Source organism: Polaribacter sp. 2405UD43-2 (assembly GCF_058147125.1).
Genome location: NZ_JBYVJX010000001.1, coordinates 550516 through 571255, shown reverse-complemented (window position 1 = coordinate 571255; position 20740 = coordinate 550516). Strand labels below are relative to the sequence as shown.

The 20740-nt window shown below is 29.3% G+C and carries 15 protein-coding genes; 6 read left to right on the top strand and 9 right to left on the bottom strand.

Annotation, left to right across the window (positions count from 1 at the left end; translation table 11 throughout):
- Nucleotides 1-6 precede the first annotated feature (6 nt).
- From ACY2RX_RS02795 to ACY2RX_RS02770, 6 genes are all read left to right on the top strand, one after another.
- A complete protein-coding gene (locus ACY2RX_RS02795) occupies nucleotides 7-1347 on the top strand; it encodes a cbb3-type cytochrome c oxidase subunit I (protein WP_490102429.1) in 1341 nt (446 codons plus the stop codon).
- Nucleotides 1348-1389: 42 nt separating this feature from the next.
- Nucleotides 1390-2112: an iron-sulfur cluster repair di-iron protein gene (gene ric / locus ACY2RX_RS02790; protein ID WP_490102428.1), complete on the top strand. Its 723-nt coding sequence runs from the start codon at nucleotides 1390-1392 to the stop codon at nucleotides 2110-2112.
- Between the two features lie 76 nt (nucleotides 2113-2188).
- Entirely contained in the window at nucleotides 2189-2965 is a 777-nt protein-coding gene (locus tag ACY2RX_RS02785; protein ID WP_490102427.1) for a CbbQ/NirQ/NorQ/GpvN family protein, read from the top strand.
- 74 nt (nucleotides 2966-3039) lie between these two features.
- The gene (locus ACY2RX_RS02780) at nucleotides 3040-4809 is read left to right on the top strand and encodes a nitric oxide reductase activation protein NorD (RefSeq protein WP_490102426.1); all 1770 of its coding nucleotides are present in this window, start codon (nucleotides 3040-3042) and stop codon (nucleotides 4807-4809) included.
- Nucleotides 4810-4883: 74 nt separating this feature from the next.
- Nucleotides 4884-5465 (top strand): cytochrome c oxidase subunit 3, encoded by a 582-nt coding sequence (locus ACY2RX_RS02775; protein ID WP_490102425.1) that lies wholly within the window; start codon nucleotides 4884-4886, stop codon nucleotides 5463-5465.
- Nucleotides 5466-5770: 305 nt separating this feature from the next.
- Nucleotides 5771-7567, top strand: a complete 1797-nt coding sequence (locus ACY2RX_RS02770) for a hypothetical protein (RefSeq protein WP_490102424.1) — start codon at nucleotides 5771-5773, stop codon at nucleotides 7565-7567.
- A gap of 460 nt (nucleotides 7568-8027) precedes the next feature.
- On the opposite strand, the gene ACY2RX_RS02765 is transcribed toward ACY2RX_RS02770, so the two are convergent.
- From ACY2RX_RS02765 to ACY2RX_RS02725, 9 genes are all read right to left on the bottom strand, one after another.
- Nucleotides 8028-9299: an adenylosuccinate synthase gene (locus ACY2RX_RS02765; protein ID WP_490102423.1), complete on the bottom strand. Its 1272-nt coding sequence runs from the start codon at nucleotides 9297-9299 to the stop codon at nucleotides 8028-8030.
- Nucleotides 9300-9339: 40 nt separating this feature from the next.
- Nucleotides 9340-9789, bottom strand: coding sequence for a Fur family transcriptional regulator (locus ACY2RX_RS02760; protein WP_490102422.1), 450 nt, complete (start codon nucleotides 9787-9789; stop codon nucleotides 9340-9342).
- A gap of 74 nt (nucleotides 9790-9863) precedes the next feature.
- Complete coding sequence (locus ACY2RX_RS02755; protein ID WP_490102421.1) at nucleotides 9864-12086, bottom strand: RelA/SpoT family protein; 2223 nt, start codon at nucleotides 12084-12086, stop codon at nucleotides 9864-9866.
- A 56-nt stretch (nucleotides 12087-12142) separates the two neighbouring features.
- Complete coding sequence (locus ACY2RX_RS02750; RefSeq protein ID WP_490102420.1) at nucleotides 12143-13375, bottom strand: M48 family metallopeptidase; 1233 nt, start codon at nucleotides 13373-13375, stop codon at nucleotides 12143-12145.
- Nucleotides 13376-14125, bottom strand: a complete 750-nt coding sequence (gene ppgK / locus ACY2RX_RS02745) for a polyphosphate--glucose phosphotransferase (RefSeq protein ID WP_490102419.1) — start codon at nucleotides 14123-14125, stop codon at nucleotides 13376-13378. It lies immediately after the preceding gene.
- Nucleotides 14122-14919 carry a TrmH family RNA methyltransferase gene (locus ACY2RX_RS02740; RefSeq protein WP_490102418.1) on the bottom strand — a complete coding sequence of 266 codons (798 nt, stop codon included), beginning with the start codon at nucleotides 14917-14919 and terminating at the stop codon, nucleotides 14122-14124. Before ACY2RX_RS02740 ends, ppgK begins: the two co-directional genes overlap by 4 nt.
- A 190-nt stretch (nucleotides 14920-15109) precedes the next feature.
- Nucleotides 15110-16405: an amidohydrolase family protein gene (locus ACY2RX_RS02735; protein WP_490102417.1), complete on the bottom strand. Its 1296-nt coding sequence runs from the start codon at nucleotides 16403-16405 to the stop codon at nucleotides 15110-15112.
- Between the two features lie 5 nt (nucleotides 16406-16410).
- Nucleotides 16411-19374, bottom strand: a complete 2964-nt coding sequence (locus ACY2RX_RS02730) for an amidohydrolase family protein (protein WP_490102416.1) — start codon at nucleotides 19372-19374, stop codon at nucleotides 16411-16413.
- A 92-nt stretch (nucleotides 19375-19466) separates the two neighbouring features.
- Nucleotides 19467-20483: a DUF3810 domain-containing protein gene (locus ACY2RX_RS02725; RefSeq protein ID WP_490102415.1), complete on the bottom strand. Its 1017-nt coding sequence runs from the start codon at nucleotides 20481-20483 to the stop codon at nucleotides 19467-19469.
- Nucleotides 20484-20740: the final 257 nt, after the last annotated feature.

Sequence of the window (20740 nt, the reverse complement as noted above, 5' to 3'; positions counted from 1 at the left end):
TAAATTATGAAATATAAATCGCAAAAAGTAGCATATTGGTTTTTTGCATTATCAATGCTATTATTAGTTTTACAAATTACCTATGGTTTTATTATGGGTTTTGCACGTATAGGTTTAGACAATCTTCATGATTTTATTCCTTTTAATACAGCAAGAGCAGTACACACAAATTTATTAGTAGTTTGGCTGTTATCTGGTTTTATGGGAGCAGCTTATTATATTATTCCAGAAGAAGCCCAAAGAGAATTAGTAAGTGTAAAATTGGCTTATGTACAATTAATTTCACTTGCTGTTGTTGGTGTTGTAGCAATTGTTGGGTATCACTTTAATTATTGGGAAGGAAGAAAATTTTTAGAAATTCCTAGGCCTTTAGATTATTTAGTAGTTGTAAATGTGTTACTTTTTTTAGGTTTGATTTTAGCAACGCTCTTTAAAGGTAAACGCAGAACAACAACAGCATTAGTACTCTCTATGGGATTATTATTTGCAGCATTATTATATCTGCCAGGAATGTTACCTTTTGATAGTCAAGTAACAGATTCTTTCTTTAGATGGTGGGTTGTTCACCTTTGGGTAGAAGGAGTTTGGGAACTTATTATGGGAGGTATTCTTTCATTTTTATTGATAAAACTAACAGGTGTAGATAGAGAAGTTATAGAAAAATGGTTATATGTAATTGTTGGTTTAACATTCTTATCAGGAGTTTTAGGTACAGGACATCACTATTATTATATAGGTGTAAATAAAATTTGGTTAATTGTAGGTGGTATATTCTCTGCACTAGAACCTTTAGCATTTTTAGCAATGGCATTATTTGCCGTAAATATGTATAGAAAAGGAGAAAAGAAACATCCAAACAAATTAGCACTGTATTGGACTCTTGGTGCTGCAATTGTTTCTTTTGTAGGAGCAGGTTTATTAGGATTTGCACACACTTTACCACAAACAAATTTATATACACACGGAACTTTAGTAACAGCAATGCATGGACATTTAGCTTTCTGGGGCGCTTACGGAATGATAGTTTTTGCAATAATTAGCTATGCATTACCAAATTTAACAGGTAGAAAACTGTATGAAACTACTAGAGGTAGAATGGCTTTTTGGATGTCTAATATTGGTATGATTGGTATGACAGTAGCTTTTGGTGTTGCTGGTGTTGCGCAAGTATATCTAGAGCGTAAAATGAAGTTAGATTTTATGACTGTTCAAAATGAAATAAGCATTCATTTTATAGTATTAATGCTTTGTGCATTACTATTTACAGTTGGTGTTATTCTATACATAGTAGATTTTTACAAGCACGGTAAGCCGAATAATGAAGCTTTAGAAACTCAAAATTATTAAAAAAAGAATAAAATAATTTTTAGAACCAGTAAGATAAGAATAATGAATATTACAGAGAATAACACAGTAGCAGAAGTAGTTACAAACAATATAAAAACAGCAGATGTATTTAAAAAACACGGAATAGATTTTTGCTGTGGAGGAGGTATTTCAATAAAAAAAGCTTGCGAAAAAAATAATGTTTCTTATGCTGAATTAGAAAAAGAACTATCAAGCATTAATAATCCAATTTCAAATGCCTATAATTATGACAGCTGGAAACTAGATTTTTTAGTAGATCATATAGAGAACATTCATCATACTTATGTAGAAGAAAATACATCTTTGGTGTTACAATATGCAGCTAAAGTTGCAAAAGTTCACGGGCATCATTATACAGAAGTTGTAGAAGTTTATAGATTATTTAGCGAGGTTGCTCAAGAATTAGCAGCACATATGAAAAAAGAAGAGTTAATTTTATTTCCGTTTATAAAGCAATTAGTAAAAGCTGATAAAGAAGGTATAAAAGTAAATCAGCCTCATTTCGGAACTGTAAATAATCCTATTGCAATGATGGAAAATGAGCACGAAAATGCAGGTGATATTTTTAAAGAAATTAGTAAGCTTACTAATAATTATACGCCACCAGAAAGTGCTTGTAATACTTTTAGAGCCTTGTATGCAAAGCTAGAAGAGTTTGAACAAGATTTGCATCAGCATATACATTTAGAAAATAATATTTTATTTCCTAAAGCAATTCTTTTAGAAAAAAAGAACAAACAATAGTATTGTTAAATCTATAAATAATAAAATTGAGTGTAATTATTTTACACTCAATTTTATTAACTTTAAATATTAATAAATGAAGAATTCTCCATTTTATCAAGCTATAGGTAAAGAAGTAGATGTTTTTAATCATACATTTCAACAGAAATTACCTTTACTTTTAAAAGGCCCTACAGGAACAGGAAAATCTAGGTTTATAGAGTTTATGGCACATTCTTTAAACAAAGAATTAATTACTGTAAGTTGTAATGAAGAAACTTCTTCTACAGATTTAATAGGCAGGTATATTATAAAAGGAGCAGAAACTGTTTGGTTAGATGGGCCTTTAACAATGGCTGTAAAAAATGGAGCTATCTTATATTTAGACGAAATTGCAGAAGCAAGACCAGATATTTTGGTGGCAATCCATTCTTTAACAGATCATAGAAGAGAATTGTTTATAGATAAATTAGGAATAACAGTAAAAGCACATACAGATTTTATGTTGGTAGCCTCTTTTAATCCTGGTTATCAAAAAGGATTTAAAGAGTTAAAACCTTCTACAAGACAACGTTTTATTGCGATGTCTTTTGATTATGCTGATGAGAAAATAGAAAGATTAATCATCACAAAAGAAACAGAAATTTCTGATGCTGATGCAAAAAAATTAGTGCAAATAGCAATTAAAATTAGAAATCTTACAGAATTAGGTTTAACAGAAACAGTTTCTACACGATTATTGGTTGATGCAGGGAAATTAATAAAATCTGGTTTGCCAAAAAGACTCTCTGTACACGTTGCAATTGTAGAACCTTTAACAGACGATTTAGAAGTAATTGCAGCCTTAAAAGATTTGTGCGATTTAATGATATGATAAAATAGTAAGCAGTTTTCAGTAGCAGTGTTCAGTAGCTGCCAACTGATACTGCCAACTGTCAACTGAAAATTATGTTTGAATTTGAGCCTGATGAATTTATTTTTACAAAGTTTGCTAATTATTTTAAGCGAAGAAAAAAGGCGCAAGAAAAAGATCAAATTCATACAGCTTATTTATATGATTTATCTCCCAGATTAACCATTTTTGCTAGAGCAATAACAGGTAAATCAATTACAATTTACGAAGCAGAAAGAGAAGGAGGTTATAAAAATAACAACTTCTTTTTACCTAAAAAAATCTCTTTTTTTGAGAACTTAGAAGATAATGTTTCTTTCTATTTATTTAGAGTTTTATATGTTTCCATACAAAAAAACTTGCATCTAAATTGGACAGATACTTTAGAGCATACTTTAGCAGAATCTCAATTAAAAGCGTTAGAATCATCACCAGAAATTTTACAAATTTTATTCGATCAATTTCCGAATACAGATACTTTATACAAAAAATATATTTCTTTTTTTAAATCGTTAGCAACAAATAAAAAACCAGAAGATTTTTCTTTTATTTATGGCAAATGGATGCGCAGTAATTTAGAAAAAGATAAAGACGATTTAAACAATTTTACTGAAAAGGTAAAAACAGCAAGCGAAAAACCAAAAACGGTTTTAAAATCTACTGCTGTAGAAGAAATAATTTCTGTTCAGGTAGATATAAAACAACAAGAAGATGCAGTTTTGCAACATCAATTCGAAAAAGTAGAAACTGCAGAAGAATTTGGTGGTAATTTTAAAGATTTTGATGGCGATGATGATTTAGACGAGCATTCTAATGCATTAGAAGATTTAAATATGAAATATACAGTAAGAGTAGATGATACTGCTCATTCTGTATATCAGGCGGAATTTACAGAGAATACAACAATTTCTGAAAGTGCAGAAAAAAATACAAATGCCTATCATATAAAATATGATGAATGGGATTATACTAAGAAAAAATATAAAAGAGATTTTTGTAAAGTGTATCCAAAATCTATTTTAGAAAAAGACGTTGCATATTATAAAAAAACCATTGCAGACAATCAATCTACATTAATGAGTTTGCGTAAAATGTTAAGCACAGTTCATAATAAATACAAATTACAAAGAAGACAAACACAAGGTGATGAGTATGATTTAGATGCTTTAACTGATTTATTTGTAGATATAAAATCTAAAAGAACACCATCAGAAAATATTTATTTATCAAAGAAAAAAAAAGAGAAAGATATTTCAATTTTATTGTTGTTAGATATTAGTTTATCAACAGATGGTTATGCAGCAAATAACAGAGTAATTGATGTAGAAAAACAGGTTTCTATCCTTTTTGGCGAAATTTTAAATGAATATGATATCGATTTTTCTATAGATTGTTTTTACTCAAAAACCCGAAATCATTCTTCATACATTTCTATAAAAGGTTTTGATGAAAGTTGGCATGCAACTAAAGTTAGAGTAGGTGCCATAGAACCCAATGGGTACACAAGAATTGGTGCAGCTTTAAGACATTCTGGAGCTTTGTTAAAACAAAGAGAAACTAAAAATAAATGGGTTATTTTAATTTCTGATGGGAAACCAAACGATTATGATAAATATGAAGGTAGTTATGGTGTAAATGATATTAAGCAAGCTTTAAGAGAATTAAATGAACAAAACATTAATTCGTATGCGTTGGCTATAGAAGCGCAAGCAAAGTATTATTTACCGCAAATGTTTGGGCAAAATCACTATCAGATTTTAACATCGCCAGTAGAATTGCTAAAATCTTTGGTGCAGTTGTATGAAAAAATAAGACATCAATCATAAGAAAAATTGTAGAATTTTATTGCAGTACATAAATATTTATTAGTTAAAAAAACACCCGTAAAAATTAAAAAATTATGAATGATTCTGTAGTTAATCACAAAAACATATTTTATCCACCAGGTGGAATTCTAATGTGGATTATCATATTTTTAGAACTTTTTACTTTTGGAGTTGCATTAATTGCTATGGTTTATTATGGCAAAGAAGAACCTACCGTTTTTAATCAATCAAAACAGTTACTTAGCACAACTTATGGTACAATAAATACAATACTTTTAATTACTAGCGGATTTTTTATGGCATTATCTGTTGCTTATGTTAAGAATAAAAATATATCAAAATCATCTTTTTATTTATTATTAACAATTCTTGGAGGTTTCTTGTTTTTAGTGATAAAAAGCTTTGAATATTATAGTAAAATAGATGCAGGATTAACAATGAATTACAATACATTTTTTACTTTTTATTGGATGCTTACACTATTTCATGTAATTCACGTTATTGTTGGTTTGGTAATCTTAGTTTCTGTTTATTTTGGATTAAAAAAGAACAAACTCAAAACTAATATTGATGATTTTGAAGCTAGTGCTGCCTTTTGGCATATGTGCGATTTAATTTGGTTGTTATTATTTCCTGTAATCTATTTAATTTTTTAAGGATGAAAAAAGAAATAATTATTACTTGGTTGTTATTGTTATTATTAACAATTGCATCAGCATTCATTTCAAATAATTATAATGGACAATATTTAACTCAAGTTATAATGTTACTTGCTGTTCTAAAATTTATAGGAGTTGCTTTTATTTTTATAGAACTAAAAAAAGCACATTTTTTTTGGAAAATTTCAACAATAATATTCATTTTGTTATTTATCATATTTCTAATTTTTTAGTGACATTAGTCATATAATGCATTAGTTAATAAGAATATATTGCCAGCTTATTTATATTTAAACTAAAAAATGAAAAATGTACATTCATTCCATATTCCAGTTATGGGAATAGGATTCACAATAGACTCTCCTTTAAAAGTAGCTCAATTTGGCATAGACTCAGTTATTTCTTTGGTTGATGACATCTTAGTAGAAAAAATGAGAAAAGTTTATAGCGAAAAATTTGAAATTCCTTACAAAGAAATTTCAGATAAAGTAGAAGACTTTAGAGCTAAAAGAATTACTTCTTATTTAAACCTTTTGCATGAACAAACAGAAATTAAGTTTAATCAGCTTAAGAATATAACTTCAGAAAAAAGCAAAGTTTTAAAAGATTACATTCAGATGTTACCAGATTATTCTTCAATAAAAAAAGAATTTATCAAACTTACAGAAGAAGGCGTAGATTTTAAAAAGCTTAAAGATTGGGCAAATAAAAACCTTACAATGGGTAATATTGATGTAAATATTATGACCAAAGTTGATAAAGGAAACTACTTAAATAAAGAATTATTACCCATAGAATATAATGATGCACACGCTGCGTTAAGAGGTTTTTCTGAAAGTAAATTAGCATCTTCTTTAGTACTTTCTGCAGGTATGAACCCAAGATTATATGCATACATAAGTAATTTTGATGATTTTTTTCCTGATGAAAAAGGCAATATAAAAAAGAAAATTATTTTAAAAGTAAGTGATTATAGATCTGCTTTTATACAAGGTAAATTTTTAGCCAAAAAAGGTCTTTGGGTTTCAGAATACAGAATAGAATCAGGTTTAAATTGTGGTGGTCATGCTTTTGCAACAGATGGTTTTCTTTTAGGCCCCGTTTTAAAAGAATTTAAAGAAAATAAAGAAATTTTAAAATCTCAAACATTTTCTATGTTGATAGATGCGCTTAAAGAAGAAGATAAAGTTATTCCAGAAAATGAATTAGAATTAAAAATAACAACTCAAGGAGGTGTTGGTACAGACGAAGAACATTCCTTTTTAATAGAAGAATATGAATTAGATTCTGTAGGCTGGGGGAGCCCGTTTTTATTAGTTCCAGAAGCAACAAGTGTTGATGAAAAAACGATGAAAGAATTGGCAAAAGCTAAGGAAAAAGATTTGTATTTGAGTAACACATCACCATTAGGAGTTCCTTTTAATACGTTAAAAGGAAATACAAAAGATGTAGAAAAACAACGGTTTATAGATAAAAATAGACCAGGAAGTTCTTGCCCTAATAAATTTATTGCATTGAATACTGAATTTAAAGAAACAGGTTTATGTACAGCATCTAGAGAATATCAGTATCATAAATTAAAAGAATTAGATACTTTAGAATTATCAGCAGAAGAAAAACAACAAAGGTTTAATCAGATTACAGAAAAGTCTTGTATTTGTGTGGGTTTAAGTACTTCTACATTAATTTTAAATAAGATGAGTACCAAGAAAACGGGTGATGGAGTTTCTGTTTGTCCTGGACCAAATATGGCTTATTATGATAAAATTATGAGCTTACGTGGAATTACAGACCATATTTATGGTAGAAAAAATATGCTAACAAGAACAGATAGACCTAATATTTTTATCAAAGAATTATCACTTTATATTACACATTTGCAAGAAAAAGTAAATGAAGTAAAAATTACTATTGATAAAAAACAATTGAGATATTTAAAGAAATTTAAGAATAATTTAGAAAAAGGAATTCAATATTATAATGACTTATTTACAGAACAAAAACAGTTTTTTGCAGAACATAAAGACGCATTATTAAACGCTTTACATATTGAAAACAAAAAATTAATCTTAATAGGAGTAGAAATAGAAAAACTTTAATCGAAAAGAATTCCTCGAGGCTGAACCTCTGGGTTTCCGTTGAAATTGTCATTCCCGTGAAAACGGGAATCTAAATACAGAATTTTGGTTTTTGACCCTCAACTTGATTGAGAATGAAACCAGCAAAATATCTCTATGGCGCTGCCTCAAGGATAGTTGGTTTCAAAAAAATCTTTATTAATAAACGTGAGCTCGATATAACATAGAATTATATTGAGGTACTATATTTCTTATTATCAGTGTTTTGTCGTTTCGAAAGAACGAGGTACGAGTGATGAGAAATCTCAATCTTAATAAGATTCTTCCTCATTCTTCGTCTGAATGACATCTGCGCACCAAAAAACAAATAACTAATTGATTATCAATAAATAATATGTAGAACTCACGTTAATAAGGATAAAAAAAGCATCTTTCAAAACTTGAAAGATGCTTTTTTAAATATTCTTATTTGGATGGAAATTTATCTCATAATTGTTTGTTTTCTATCGGGTCCAACAGAAACAATTTTTACAGGTACACCCGTTTCTTTTTCAATAAAAGCAACATAGTCTAATAAATTTTGTGGCAATTGCGCTGCTGTTGTCATTTTAGTTAAGTCATCTTGCCAACCTTTAAATTCTGAATAGTTTACAGAAACATTTTCGGGTTCAATATTATATGGTAAATGACTAATTTCTTTACCTTTATAATTGTAAGAAGTACAAACTTTTAAAGTGTCAAAACCAGAAAGCACATCACCTTTCATCATCATTAATTGTGTAACTCCATTTACATCTACAGCATATTTTAAAGCTACTAAATCTAACCATCCACAACGTCTTGGTCTACCAGTAGTTGCGCCAAATTCGTGACCAACTTTAGCCATTTTTGCACCATCTTCGTCAAATAATTCAGTAGGAAAAGGACCAGATCCAACTCTGGTTGTATAGGCTTTAAAGATACCAAAAACTTCACCAATTCTGTTGGGTGCAACACCCAAACCCGTACAAGCACCAGCTGCAGTAGTGTTAGAAGATGTTACAAAAGGATAGGTGCCAAAATCGATATCTAATAGAGAACCTTGGGCACCTTCTGCTAAAATTGTTTTCTTTTCTTTGATGGCGTTGTTTAAAAACTCTTCACTATCAATAAAAGCTAAAGTTCTTAATTTATCAATTCCTTTGCAAAATTCTGCTTCTAACTCTTTTAAATCATATTCTATTTGAACATCAAAGAATTCTAACATTTTTATATGCTTTTCAGTTAAAGCATCATATTTTTCTTTCCAATTATCTAATTCTAAATCTCCAACACGCATTCCGTTTCTACCGGTCTTGTCCATATAAGTTGGACCAATTCCTTTTAATGTAGAACCAATTTTAGCTTTTCCTTTAGAGGTTTCTGAAGCTGCATCTAACAATCTATGTGTTGGTAAAATTAAATGTGCTTTTCTAGAAATTAATAATTTAGAAGTGTAATCTATTTTATGTTTATCAAGGTTTTCTAATTCTTTTTTAAAGATAACAGGATCAATAACAACGCCATTACCAACAACATTTAATGCTGTTTTATGAAATATTCCTGAAGGAATTGTATGTAAAACGTGTTTATGTCCATCAAAAATTAAAGTATGTCCTGCATTTGGACCACCTTGAAAACGTGCAATGATGTCGTAATTTTTTGTTAGTACGTCTACAATTTTTCCTTTTCCTTCATCTCCCCATTGCAATCCTAGTAATAAATCTACAGCCATTAGTTGTGTTAATTTGTTGTTTGTGTTGTTGTATTGTTAATTAAGATTTTTTCTTTTTTGTTCCGTAAAAATAAAGTGAGTGACTGTGAATGTCTATCTCAAAAATATCTTCTATAGTTTTTTTGATGATTTGAATACGTGGGTCACAGAATTCTTTTACATCACCAGTATCTGTATAAATTACGTGGTCGTGATTTTTATCGAAATAACTTTTTTCATAACGTGCCATAGATTGTCCATCAAATTGATGTTTTCTAACCAAACCACAATCTAAAAGTAAATCGATAGTATTATAGAGTGTTGCTCTACTAACTCTATAGTTTTTGTTTTTCATTTTAATATAGAGAGATTCTATGTCAAAATGTTCATCTGCAGCATAGATTTCTTGAAGTATAGCATAGCGTTCAGGAGTTTTTCTATGTTTATTTTCTTCTAAATATGTAGTAAAAACTTTTTTTACTACTTCCTGATTTTCAAGAGAATTACCCATTTATGAATGATTTTTTACAAAAAAACAAATTTACAGTTATTTTTAATAAAAGTGTACTTTTAATGAATTGTTATTTATAAAGTATTAACACGTTCTACTTTTTTCATCCCTTCAATTTTATGAAGATTTTTTATTAGTTTATCTAATTGAGAGCTGTTTTTTACAGTTATAGATACTTTTCCGTCAAATACACCTTCGTTTCCTTTTATGTTAATGCTGTTAATAAAAACGCCCATATTATTAGAAATAATACGTGTTACATCATTTGCCATTCCTTGATTATCTACACCTTCTAAATGCAAAATGGCTTTAAAATCTTGTTTGGTAGAATCAATCCATTTGGCCAACATAATTCTATAAGCGTAGTTAGATTGCAAAGAAATTGCATTGGGACAGTTTTTTTTATGAACCTTAATACCGTCATTTATTGTTAAAAATCCAAAAACTTTATCACCTGGAATTGGGTTGCAACATTTAGAAAGTTTATAGTTTAGTTTTTCTTCTTCTTTACCAAAAACTAAAGCATCAAATTTTTCTGAAATTTCTTCTGTTTCTTGATGCAATTCTTTATTAGAAGAAGATCTTCTGAGTTTTGTTTTAAAGAAATTTAAAATTTTACTATTTCTTTGAGCAACAAACGCTTTTAATTTTGTATTGTCTATGGCGCCATTTCCTATTCTGTAAAATAGATCGAAACTCGTTTTTAGTTTAAAATAATTGACTAATTCGTTGGTGCTTTTTTCATTAAAAGTAATTTTTAAATGGCGTAATTTACGCATTAAAATGGCTTTTCCTTCTTCTGCAATTAATTTTTCTTCTTCTTTTAAAGCTGCTCTAATTCTGGCTTTAGCTCTTGCTGTAATTACAAAATCTAGCCATCTAGCATTGGGTTTATTGTTGGCACTAGTAATAACTTCTATCTGATCTCCGCTTTTTAGTTTATGGCTTAAAGGCACTAATTTACCATTTACTTTTGCGCCTCTACATTTTAAGCCAACATCTGTATGAATTGAGAATGCAAAGTCCAATGCAGAAGCATCTTTTGGTAATGATTTTAAATCGCCCATAGGCGTAAAAACATAGATTTCTTTGGCGTATAAATTAAGTTTAAAGTTTTCTACAAAATCTACCGCATTTAAGTTTTGAGTTTCTAGAGTTTCTTTTAATTTATTTAACCAGCCTTCTAAACCTGAATCTGCTGTGTCTGCTTGTTTGTATTTAAAATGTGCTGCATATCCTTTTTCTGCAATTTCATTCATTCTATCAGAACGAATTTGCACTTCAACCCATTTTGCATCAGGACCAACCACAGTAATGTGTAAAGCTTCATAGCCAGTAGATTTTGGTTGCGAAATCCAATCTCTTAAACGAGATGGATTGGGTTTAAAGTAATCTGTAACGATGGTATATATTTTCCAAGCATCAAACTTATCATCATTAGAATTTGGTTTATAAATAATTCTGATGGCATATTTATCGTAAACTTCATCAAAAGTTACATTCTGATTTCTCATTTTCTTGCGAATCGAGTAAATCGACTTAAAACGTCCTTTTATTTCGTATTTAATGTTTTCTTTATCAAGTCCTTTTTTTAGCGTGTTTTCAAAACGTTTTAAATACTTTTTTTGCTCTTCTTTACTGTCTTTTATTTTACTTAGAATGCCGTTGTAAGCTTCTGGTTCTGTATATTTTAAACCTAAATCTTCTAATTCTGTTTTTATATTATACAAGCCTAATCTATGTGCCAAAGGCGCATAAATATAGAGCGTTTCTGATGCAATTTTTACCTGTTTATGAGGTGGCATTGCATCCATAGTTTGCATATTATGTAATCTGTCTGCAATTTTTATCAAAATAACTCTAACATCGTCATTTAATGTTAACAGCATTTTTCTAAAATTTTCTGCTTGTATAGAAACGTCTTGCTCTTTGTTTAAGCGCGATATTTTGGTCAATCCATTTACAATTTTAGCAATGGTTTTACCAAAAAGATGCTCCATATCTTCTATGGTATATTCTGTATCCTCAACAACATCATGTAGCAATGCAGAAGCAATAGAAATAGCATCTAAACCAATTTCGTAAGCCACAATTTTGGCAACTGCAATTGGGTGAAAAATGTAAGGCTCGCCCGTTTTTCTACGTTGTTTAGAATGCGCATCTACAGCAATATCAAAAGCTTTTCTTATTAAATCTTTGTCTTCTTTAGACAAGACTTCATAAGTACCTTTTAGTAAATCTTTGTAACGATTTGCTATTACTTTATTTTCTTCTTCTATGGTTGCTGTATATTCCAAAATTAAGACTTAAACTTTAAGTGAAAATAGCAATAAGAATTTTAACAGACAAGAAATTAAGATTCTAAATTTTTAATTCTTTCCAACAAAGTTGGATGTGAATAATGCATAAAAACATAAGCAGGATGTGGCGTTAAATTACTTAAACTATTCTTAGATAACTTTTTAAGTGAAGTAATTAAAGGTTTAGCAATATAAGTTTCTTTTGCATAATTATCTGCTTGGTATTCAAATTTTCTTGACATATAATTCATAAACAAACCTGTAACTTCAGATATTGGCGAATATAAAATTCCGAAGGCAATTAAACCGATATGAAAACTAGGAATAGAAACTCCTAAAGCTTCTGATAATAAAGGAGAGTTAATAAATAATGATAAAATATAAAGTGTGAATCCTGTTAATAATATAGATGAAATTAAATTAAAAATAATATGTTTTTTTTTGTAATGACCAACTTCATGTGCTAAAACGGCTACAATTTCATCGGTTTCTAAATCATTAATTAACGTATCGTAAAGCGTGATTCTTTTTTGAGAACCAAATCCTGAAAAATATGCATTCGCTTTTGTAGAACGTTTAGAGCCATCAATCACAAAAATATTATTGATGGTAAAACCAACTTTTTTTGCGTAGTTTTCTATAGATGATTTTAACTCACCATCTTCTAAAGGACTCTGTTTGTTAAATAATGGAACGATTAATTTTGCGTGAAACATATTAAAAAACAAAGAGAATGCAGCAACAAGAATCCAAGCATATACCCAAAAGTTTTTACCTGTTAATTGATAAAATAAGATGATGAGTGATAAAATTCCTCCACCTAATAAAGAGGTAATAAACAATCCTTTAATCTTGTCTAACCAAAAAGTTTTTAGGGTAGATTTATTAAAACCAAATTTTTCTTCAATTACAAAAGTACTGTAGTAGGAGAGAGGTGTAGAAATTATTTCTGATGCTAATATAATTACTCCAAAGAAAATTAGCGCTACTAAAATTGGATTATCTGTATAACTTCTTGCAAAATTATCTACATATTTAAAACCATCAACAAAAAAGAAAATTAAGGTTAAAATAGTTGTAAATAAAGAAGTTATATTAGAGAATCTTGCTCTCGTTTTTTTATAGGATTGCGATTTTTTATATTCCTTTTCATCATAAACATCTTTTAATTTATTTGGAATTTCATCATCAAAATGTTTTTCGTTTAAGGTGTCTAAAACTTTTTCAACAATAAAATTGATGATTAAAATTGCAATAATTAAATAGAATAAAGTAGCTGGTTGCATTTATTTTGTGTGTTGTTGTTTTGCGTATATTGCTGCACCAATAATACCTGCGTTATTTCTAAATTTTGCAACTTTAATAGGAACATCAACCGTAAAATGTTCTTTATATTTATTGAATTTTTTGCTAATTCCACCACCTAAAATGTATAATTCTGGCGAGTGTACTATTTTTACATAATTAAAGAAAAAATCTAACCTTTTTGCCCATTGTTTAAGCGTTAAATTTTCTTTCTTTCTAATTGAATCTGCAGCAAATTTTTCAATGATATTTCCATTAGGATGATAAATATGTCCTAATTCTACATTAGGTATTAACACACCATCATAAAAAAGACCAGAGCCAATTCCTGTGCCAACAGTTACCACTATTATTTTTCCTTTTTCATCTTTTCCTGCACCTAAACTTACTTCAGCAAAACCCGCTAAATCTGCATCATTACTTACATAAAAATTTAATTCTGAACATTCTTTTTTAAAGAGCTCATCAACTTTTACATTTAACCAACTTTTGTGCATATTACCAGTATGTTTGCACTGACCATTTACAATAATTGTAGGAAAACAACAACCCACAGGACCTTGCCAATTAAATTGATTTACTAATTCTTTTACAACTTTAGCAACTGCTTTTGGGTTTGCTGGTTTTGGAGTAGGAATTCTACGTCTTTCTGTTAAAAACTCACCAGAAATTGTATCTACAATTGCTGCTTTAATTCCTGTTCCTCCAATGTCAATTCCTAATACTTTCATTTTTTTAATTTTCGTTGTCTTTTAGCTTCAAACAAAATAATTGCTGCAGCAACAGAAACATTCATAGAATCTATTTTTCCTTGCATTGGTATGTTTATATTTTGAGTAGCAGCTTCTTTCCATAATTCTGTTAAACCAGTAGCTTCTGTACCTACCACTATTGCAGAGGGATTTTTATAATTTTCTTGATGATACTCGTTAGAATTTTGCAATGTTGCAGCAAAAATATTTACCTTTTTTTCTTTTAAAAAACCGATAATTTCTTCTGATGAATCTATAGCAATTTGATTTGTAAATATACACCCCACACTAGAACGAATTATATTTGAGTTATATATATCACTTTTTGGATTAGCAATAAAAAAGGCATCTATATTAGCAGCATCAGCAGTTCTTAGTAAAGCACCTATATTACCAGGTTTTTCAAGTCCTTCTGCAACTAATATTAAAGGATTCTCATTTTTAAATTTGATATTTTTTAGTGATAAATCTTTAGCTTTTGCTACAGCAATTATTCCTTCAGTAGAATTTCTATACGCTATTTTTTGGTATATTTCTTTAGAAATCGAAATTCTATTGATGTTTTTATTAAATAAATGAAGTACGTCATTTTCTGAAATTAAATCATCATAAAACAGTATTGTTTTAAATTCATAATTAGCTAATATTGCTAAAGAAATTTCACGTTTTCCTTCAATAAGAAACAAACCTTGTTTTTTTCGTTCGCGAGATTTCTCTTGTAATTTTAACAAGTTTTTAATAAATGGATTTTGAATACTGCTTATTTCTTTCATAAAAAGCAAATATACCTAATTGTAGGTATTGAAAAATGTTTAAATAAAAACAATATTTGTATGACAAACAATAAGACTTTTTTATTTGAATTTATAAAATGTTGAGAAAAAGAAAAAGAGAAAAGTAATATCTGTTTGTTTGTTAACTGTTTTTGATTAAAAAGGCTCGCAATTGCGAGCCTTTTTATAGTTATTTTGTTTTGTATTTGTTAGAATAGCGTTTCCAAAGTTTTGTTTGGTGGCTTTCTAGGCTTATATTTCGTCCTTGTATAAAAGCATCACTCAAAATATTTGTTCTCATATCTAGAGCATCGCCTTCTGATATAAATAAAGTAGCATCTTTACCAACTTCTAATGAGCCTGTAAAAGAGTCAATACCGAGAATTTTTGCTGTATTTAGGGTAATTAGCTGTAAAGCTACTTCTTTGTCAAGTCCGTGAGCAGCAAAAGTACCCGCATAAAAAGGTAAATTTCTAGTGTTCATTCTTTCCATTTGTCCTTCCATACCTAAACTAACTAAAATACCTTTATCGGTTAAGGTTTTTGCTATGGTATAAGTATAATCATAAGCTGTGTCTTCGCTGTCAGGATTTCTATGAGGTCTTTCTAAAATAACAGGAACATTATTTTTTACTAATAAATCTGCAATACTTTCGGCTTCGGCACCATGTACAATTACAAGATTATTAATTCCAAGATTTTTACAGATGGTAATTGCATCTGTAATTTCTCTTTGTCCATTTGCGTGTAAATATAGTTTCTGAGAGCCATTGAATAAACCTTTTAAAGCTTCAAAAGGTAAGTTTTTAATTGCTTTATTACTTGCTAAATAGTTTTTAGCTTCTTTAATGTAGTTTTTAATTTTCTCTACTTTGCTTGCGTATTTTTTGTCTGGTTTTAAAGCAGGATCTTCTCCTAACCACCATTTTCCTTTTGTAAAACTACTTGGCCAATTAACGTGAATAGCATCATCTACTTTTATAGCTGCATCTTCCCAATTCCAGGCATCTAATTGTACAACTGATGAAGTTCCTGAAAAAGTACCACCTCTTGGCGTAATTTGTGCCATTAAAACGCCATTAGGTCTCATAGATTCTACTACTTTACTTTCTGCATTGTATGCTATTAAACTTCTAATATGTGGATTATAAATGCCCACTTCTTGAAAATCTCTTGTGGCTTTTACAGCATCAATTTCTGCCAAACCCAAAGAAGCATTTGCCGCTATAAAACCTGGATAAACGTGTTTTCCTTTTGCGTTGATAATTGTTCCTTGCCTAGCAATTTTTGCCAAAGCAGAACCTACAAAAGTAATTTTTCCATCAGCAAATATGATTAAAGAATTCTCTATCACTTTTCCATTTCCTAAATGTGCTGTTGCACCTTCTATAGAAACTGCTAATGCTTGCTTGTTTGCTGGAGTTTGTTGTGCTACAATGTTTCCTGCCAAGAAGAAAAATAGCAAACTATATATTATTTTTTTCATCATTTTTAGTTTTTAAGTTCTTCTAAAGTATCACATTCAAAGTTTCTGTCTTTTCGCTTCATAGGTACTTGTGTTTTTCCTCCGCTCATTTTTTCTTTTAGCATCATATTAATTAACCTACTTTTTTCTTCTTTGATTGCCAATCGTTTTTTAGCATCTAAAGTTCTATCAAAATATACTTTACCTTCTATAATTGTTTTTTCTACTTTGGCATAAATAGACATAGGGTGATGGCTCCAAAGCACAACATCTGCGTCTTTACCAACTTTTATACTGCCAACTCTATCGTCTATATGCAATAATTTTGCAGGATTAATAGTGACCATTTTCCAAGCTTCTAATTCAGACATCCCTCCATATTTTACTGTTTTTGCAGCTTCTTGATTTAAACGTCTAGACATTTCTCTATCATCAGAATTTATTGCTACAAGAACTCCTGCATTATGCATAATAGCAGCATTAAAAGGAATGGCATCATTTACTTCATATTTGTAAGCCCACCAATCTGAAAAAGTGGATCCACCAACTCCGTGTTTTACCATTTTATCAGCAACTTTATATCCTTCTAAAATATGTGTAAAAGTGTTTATTCTAAAGTTAAATTTTTCTGCAACTTTCATTAACATATTAATTTCAGATTGTACATAAGAGTGACAAGAAATAAAACGTTCTCCGTTTAAAATTTCTACTAATGTCTCCATTTCTGCATCTTTCCTGTAAGGTTTACCGCTTTTCTTTTTAGCTTCGTATTCTTGTGCTCTAGTAAAATAATCTGTAAACATTTGTTCAACTCCCATTCTTGTTTGTGGAAAACGTGTTCCGTTTGGACTACGAGATTGTTTTACATTTTCGCCCAATGCAAACTTGATGAATTTAGGTGTATTATTGTAAATCATATTTTCTGCATTTTCTCCCCATTTAAGTTTAACAATTGCAGAACGACCTCCTATAGGATTTGCAGAACCGTGTAAAATTTGTGCAGAGGTTGTTCCTCCAGAAAGATTTCTGTATATGTTGATATCATTAGGATTTACAACATCTTCTATAGTTACTTCTGCAGATGAATTTTGCGCCCATTCATTAACGGCAGAAGCTGCAATATGTGTATGTTCATCTACAATACCTGCAGTTAAATGTTTGCCTGTTCCATCAATTTCTTTAGCACCTCTAGCTTTAAGGTTTTTGCCTATTTTAGAAATTTTTCCATTTTTTAAAAGTACATCTGTATTTTCTAAAATGCCAGCATCTTCGCTAGTCCAAACAGTTACATTCTTTATTAAAAGAGTTTCTGTTTTAGGTTGTGTATAATTACCAAAACCAATGTTTGGATAACTTACTGGTAGAAGAGTTACTGCTTTATCCTCTACTTTTTTCTTGTTTTTCTTTTTGGTTTTTTTTGCGGTTTGTTTAATGGCTGTAAAAGAAGATTCATTTCCTTGGCTATCAAAAGCTTGTCCGTTAATTGCATTTGAGTTAGCATCAACTTTACCTAAAATTCTTGTATAAGTTCCGTTATCATTTAGTGTAATTGAAACCCAATTGTTTTTAAAAGCAAATTTTGATTTTACTTTTTTATCACCCAACTTAATATTACCAGTCTGTTTAGCACCTTTGCCTTCAACTGTTAAAGTATAATTCTTATTGTTTACAGATAAGTTATAATTGCCAGTAATATCAGCAATATTCATATTATTTATAACATTTCTATTTCCTTGTACCCAATTTTCATAAATTGTTGTATTGGCATCAAAAACATCACCAGAAGTAATAATAAAGTTAGCATAGCTACCAACATTTAAATTACCAATGTTATTATTACCAAGTATATTAGCTGGCACTGTTGTTAAAGCTGCTAAAGCTTTCTGTTTATCAAAACCATATTTAATAGCTTTTTGTAAGTTTTTATGAAAAGAACTTATGGATTTTAATTTATACGTTGTTAAAGCAAAATTGACATCGTTTTTAGAAAGCACGCTTAAATTTGATGGATCTTGATTCCATTTACGCATATCTCTTAAAGAAATATGTTTTGTTAATAACGGATTAGAAACATCGTAAGCCATTTTAAAATTAATTGGAATAATGAAGTTTGCATTTGTAGACTTTATATCGTTAATTCTTTCATATTCTTCTCCAGAACCAACAATGGTGTATTGAATACCAAATTCATCGCCAACTTTATCAGCTCTTAAAGCGTCTAAATTATTGCTCGTTTCAAAGATTTGTACTAAGTTTTTATTTCTATTTAAAGCTTCTAAAGCTAAGTCTTTATTTTTTATTTTACCAGCTGCATACCAATCTGCGTCATTATATGTCTGACGAATTAAAGCCATAGCACCCATTCTAGATCCAGGATACAATTGCTTAGATTTATTGCTTTTGGTAAATGATAAATATTGTGCAGATTTATCATCAATAATTCTGTAAGAATTTGTAGAATTTGGGTTTAACGCAATTAATAAACCATTACCACGAATAATTCCATCGTGTAAATGTGTATTTACAACACCAAAACCCGCCTTTAAAAAGCCTTTGGCTTTGCCAGCATCAAATTTAAATTCGTTTGTAGGATTTGTTTCTGGTCTAATATGGTCGTTCCAATAATAACCTTGACGTTCTGTAGCATATTGAGTTCCTCCAAAACCACCACCGCTTTTTCTTTTAGGTTTTTTTATTCCAAAATCTGAATAAATATCAATAAAAGAAGGATAAATATTTTTCCCAGAAACATTCACAATTTTAGCTCCTTTAGGAATTTTTACAGATCTACCAACATTTATAACTTTTCCATCTTTAATAAGAAGTGTTCCTTTTTTAATCACCTTTTCAGGTGTTACATAGATAGTAGCATTTGTAAATGCAACTAGGGTGTTTTTTGTAATTTTAACCCCACTGTCTGTAGGGAAATACTCTTGAGCTTGTATTGTAGTAATTGACAAGAAAAAGAGTAATAGAAAAAGTTTTTTCATAAAGTTTGAATTATTTGAATTGACAATAAATTTATTGATACCATTTTTGGAAAATGTTAAAAATGAATCAATTTAACAAAATTTTAAGGAAACTAGAGGTTGGTAGAAGCTTCGAAATAAGAAATCAACAAATCAACAACGTAATTATAAGACTTTACGCCTTTATCTTGTTTATTGGCTTTTAAATAAGCATTATACCCTTTTTTTATAATTGGTTCAAAAGGATTTTTATAGGCTTGCCAAAATTGATAACTAGCATTAAAATCTTTAATGATTCCTTTGTTAACCGTTTTCCAAAGTTTTTTAGATAATTCTTTATCTCGTTTTCTAATTTCAGAAATACAATAACCAAAAGCCATTCTATAACTTGCATATTTAAAGTAAATATCTGTATGATAATTAGCCGCTAAAAATCCCACAAAATTGGCTTCATTTTCGGCAGCAAAACCAATTTGATGCGCCATTTCATGGCAAGTTGTAGTTGGGTAACTTGTTTTAGGAATTCTATCATTTACTTGAGCTTCACCTGTTAACGGATTTAAATATCCTGAGGTGCCATTGTAAGATTGCAGCAAACTCATTAAAGAACTTTTTACAGAAAAATGTTTGTATTTTAACTGTGGAAAATCTTTAGATAAATCATTGTATCCAGCAATTGCCATTTTGTACATTTCTTTTTCAGAGTAAGGATTTATGATTTTTATTGAATCGTTTTTGGTAATTTTAAGTTGATAAAAATTAAGCTGATAAATAATATGTTTTGTAACTTTAGTAAGCTGTTCTGTGGTATATTTTTTTTGTTGATAACCTAAATTTTTAGCCAAAGGTTCTCTGTAATAATTTAATCCCCAGAAAAGATAAAAACAAAAATAAACCACCGAAAAAACTGCCACTAAATGAATAATTTTTGGAATAAAATTTTTGAACCTCGTTTTTATCAATCTATATAAAAAACGAAGAAAAAAGAACAACCCAAAACCTAATAAAATATCGCCAATAGAAAAAGGAATCCAGCCAAAAAGAATTCTAAAAAAGGATGATATGTAAGGATAAACACCATTAGAATAATAGCTTTCTATAAATTTAGGATGCTTCTCTACCAATTTCATTATAAGCATCTGAACGGGTAGTAATAAAGCTAAAATTGTATGCTTTTTGTTAAATTTCAAGAAACTGAATTAATTTAAATTTTGTGATTATCTTTATTAAAAATTGATTAAATTACTTTTAGTAAAAAATCGAACTTTGTTCGTAAAAATAAGGAATCATTTTAAAAGTTGCTTGGTTATTAACAAGATAATAACAATTTAGTTTACAATAATTGTGTACAAATAAAAGTTAATTTTTAGAAAGCATTTTCAACCTA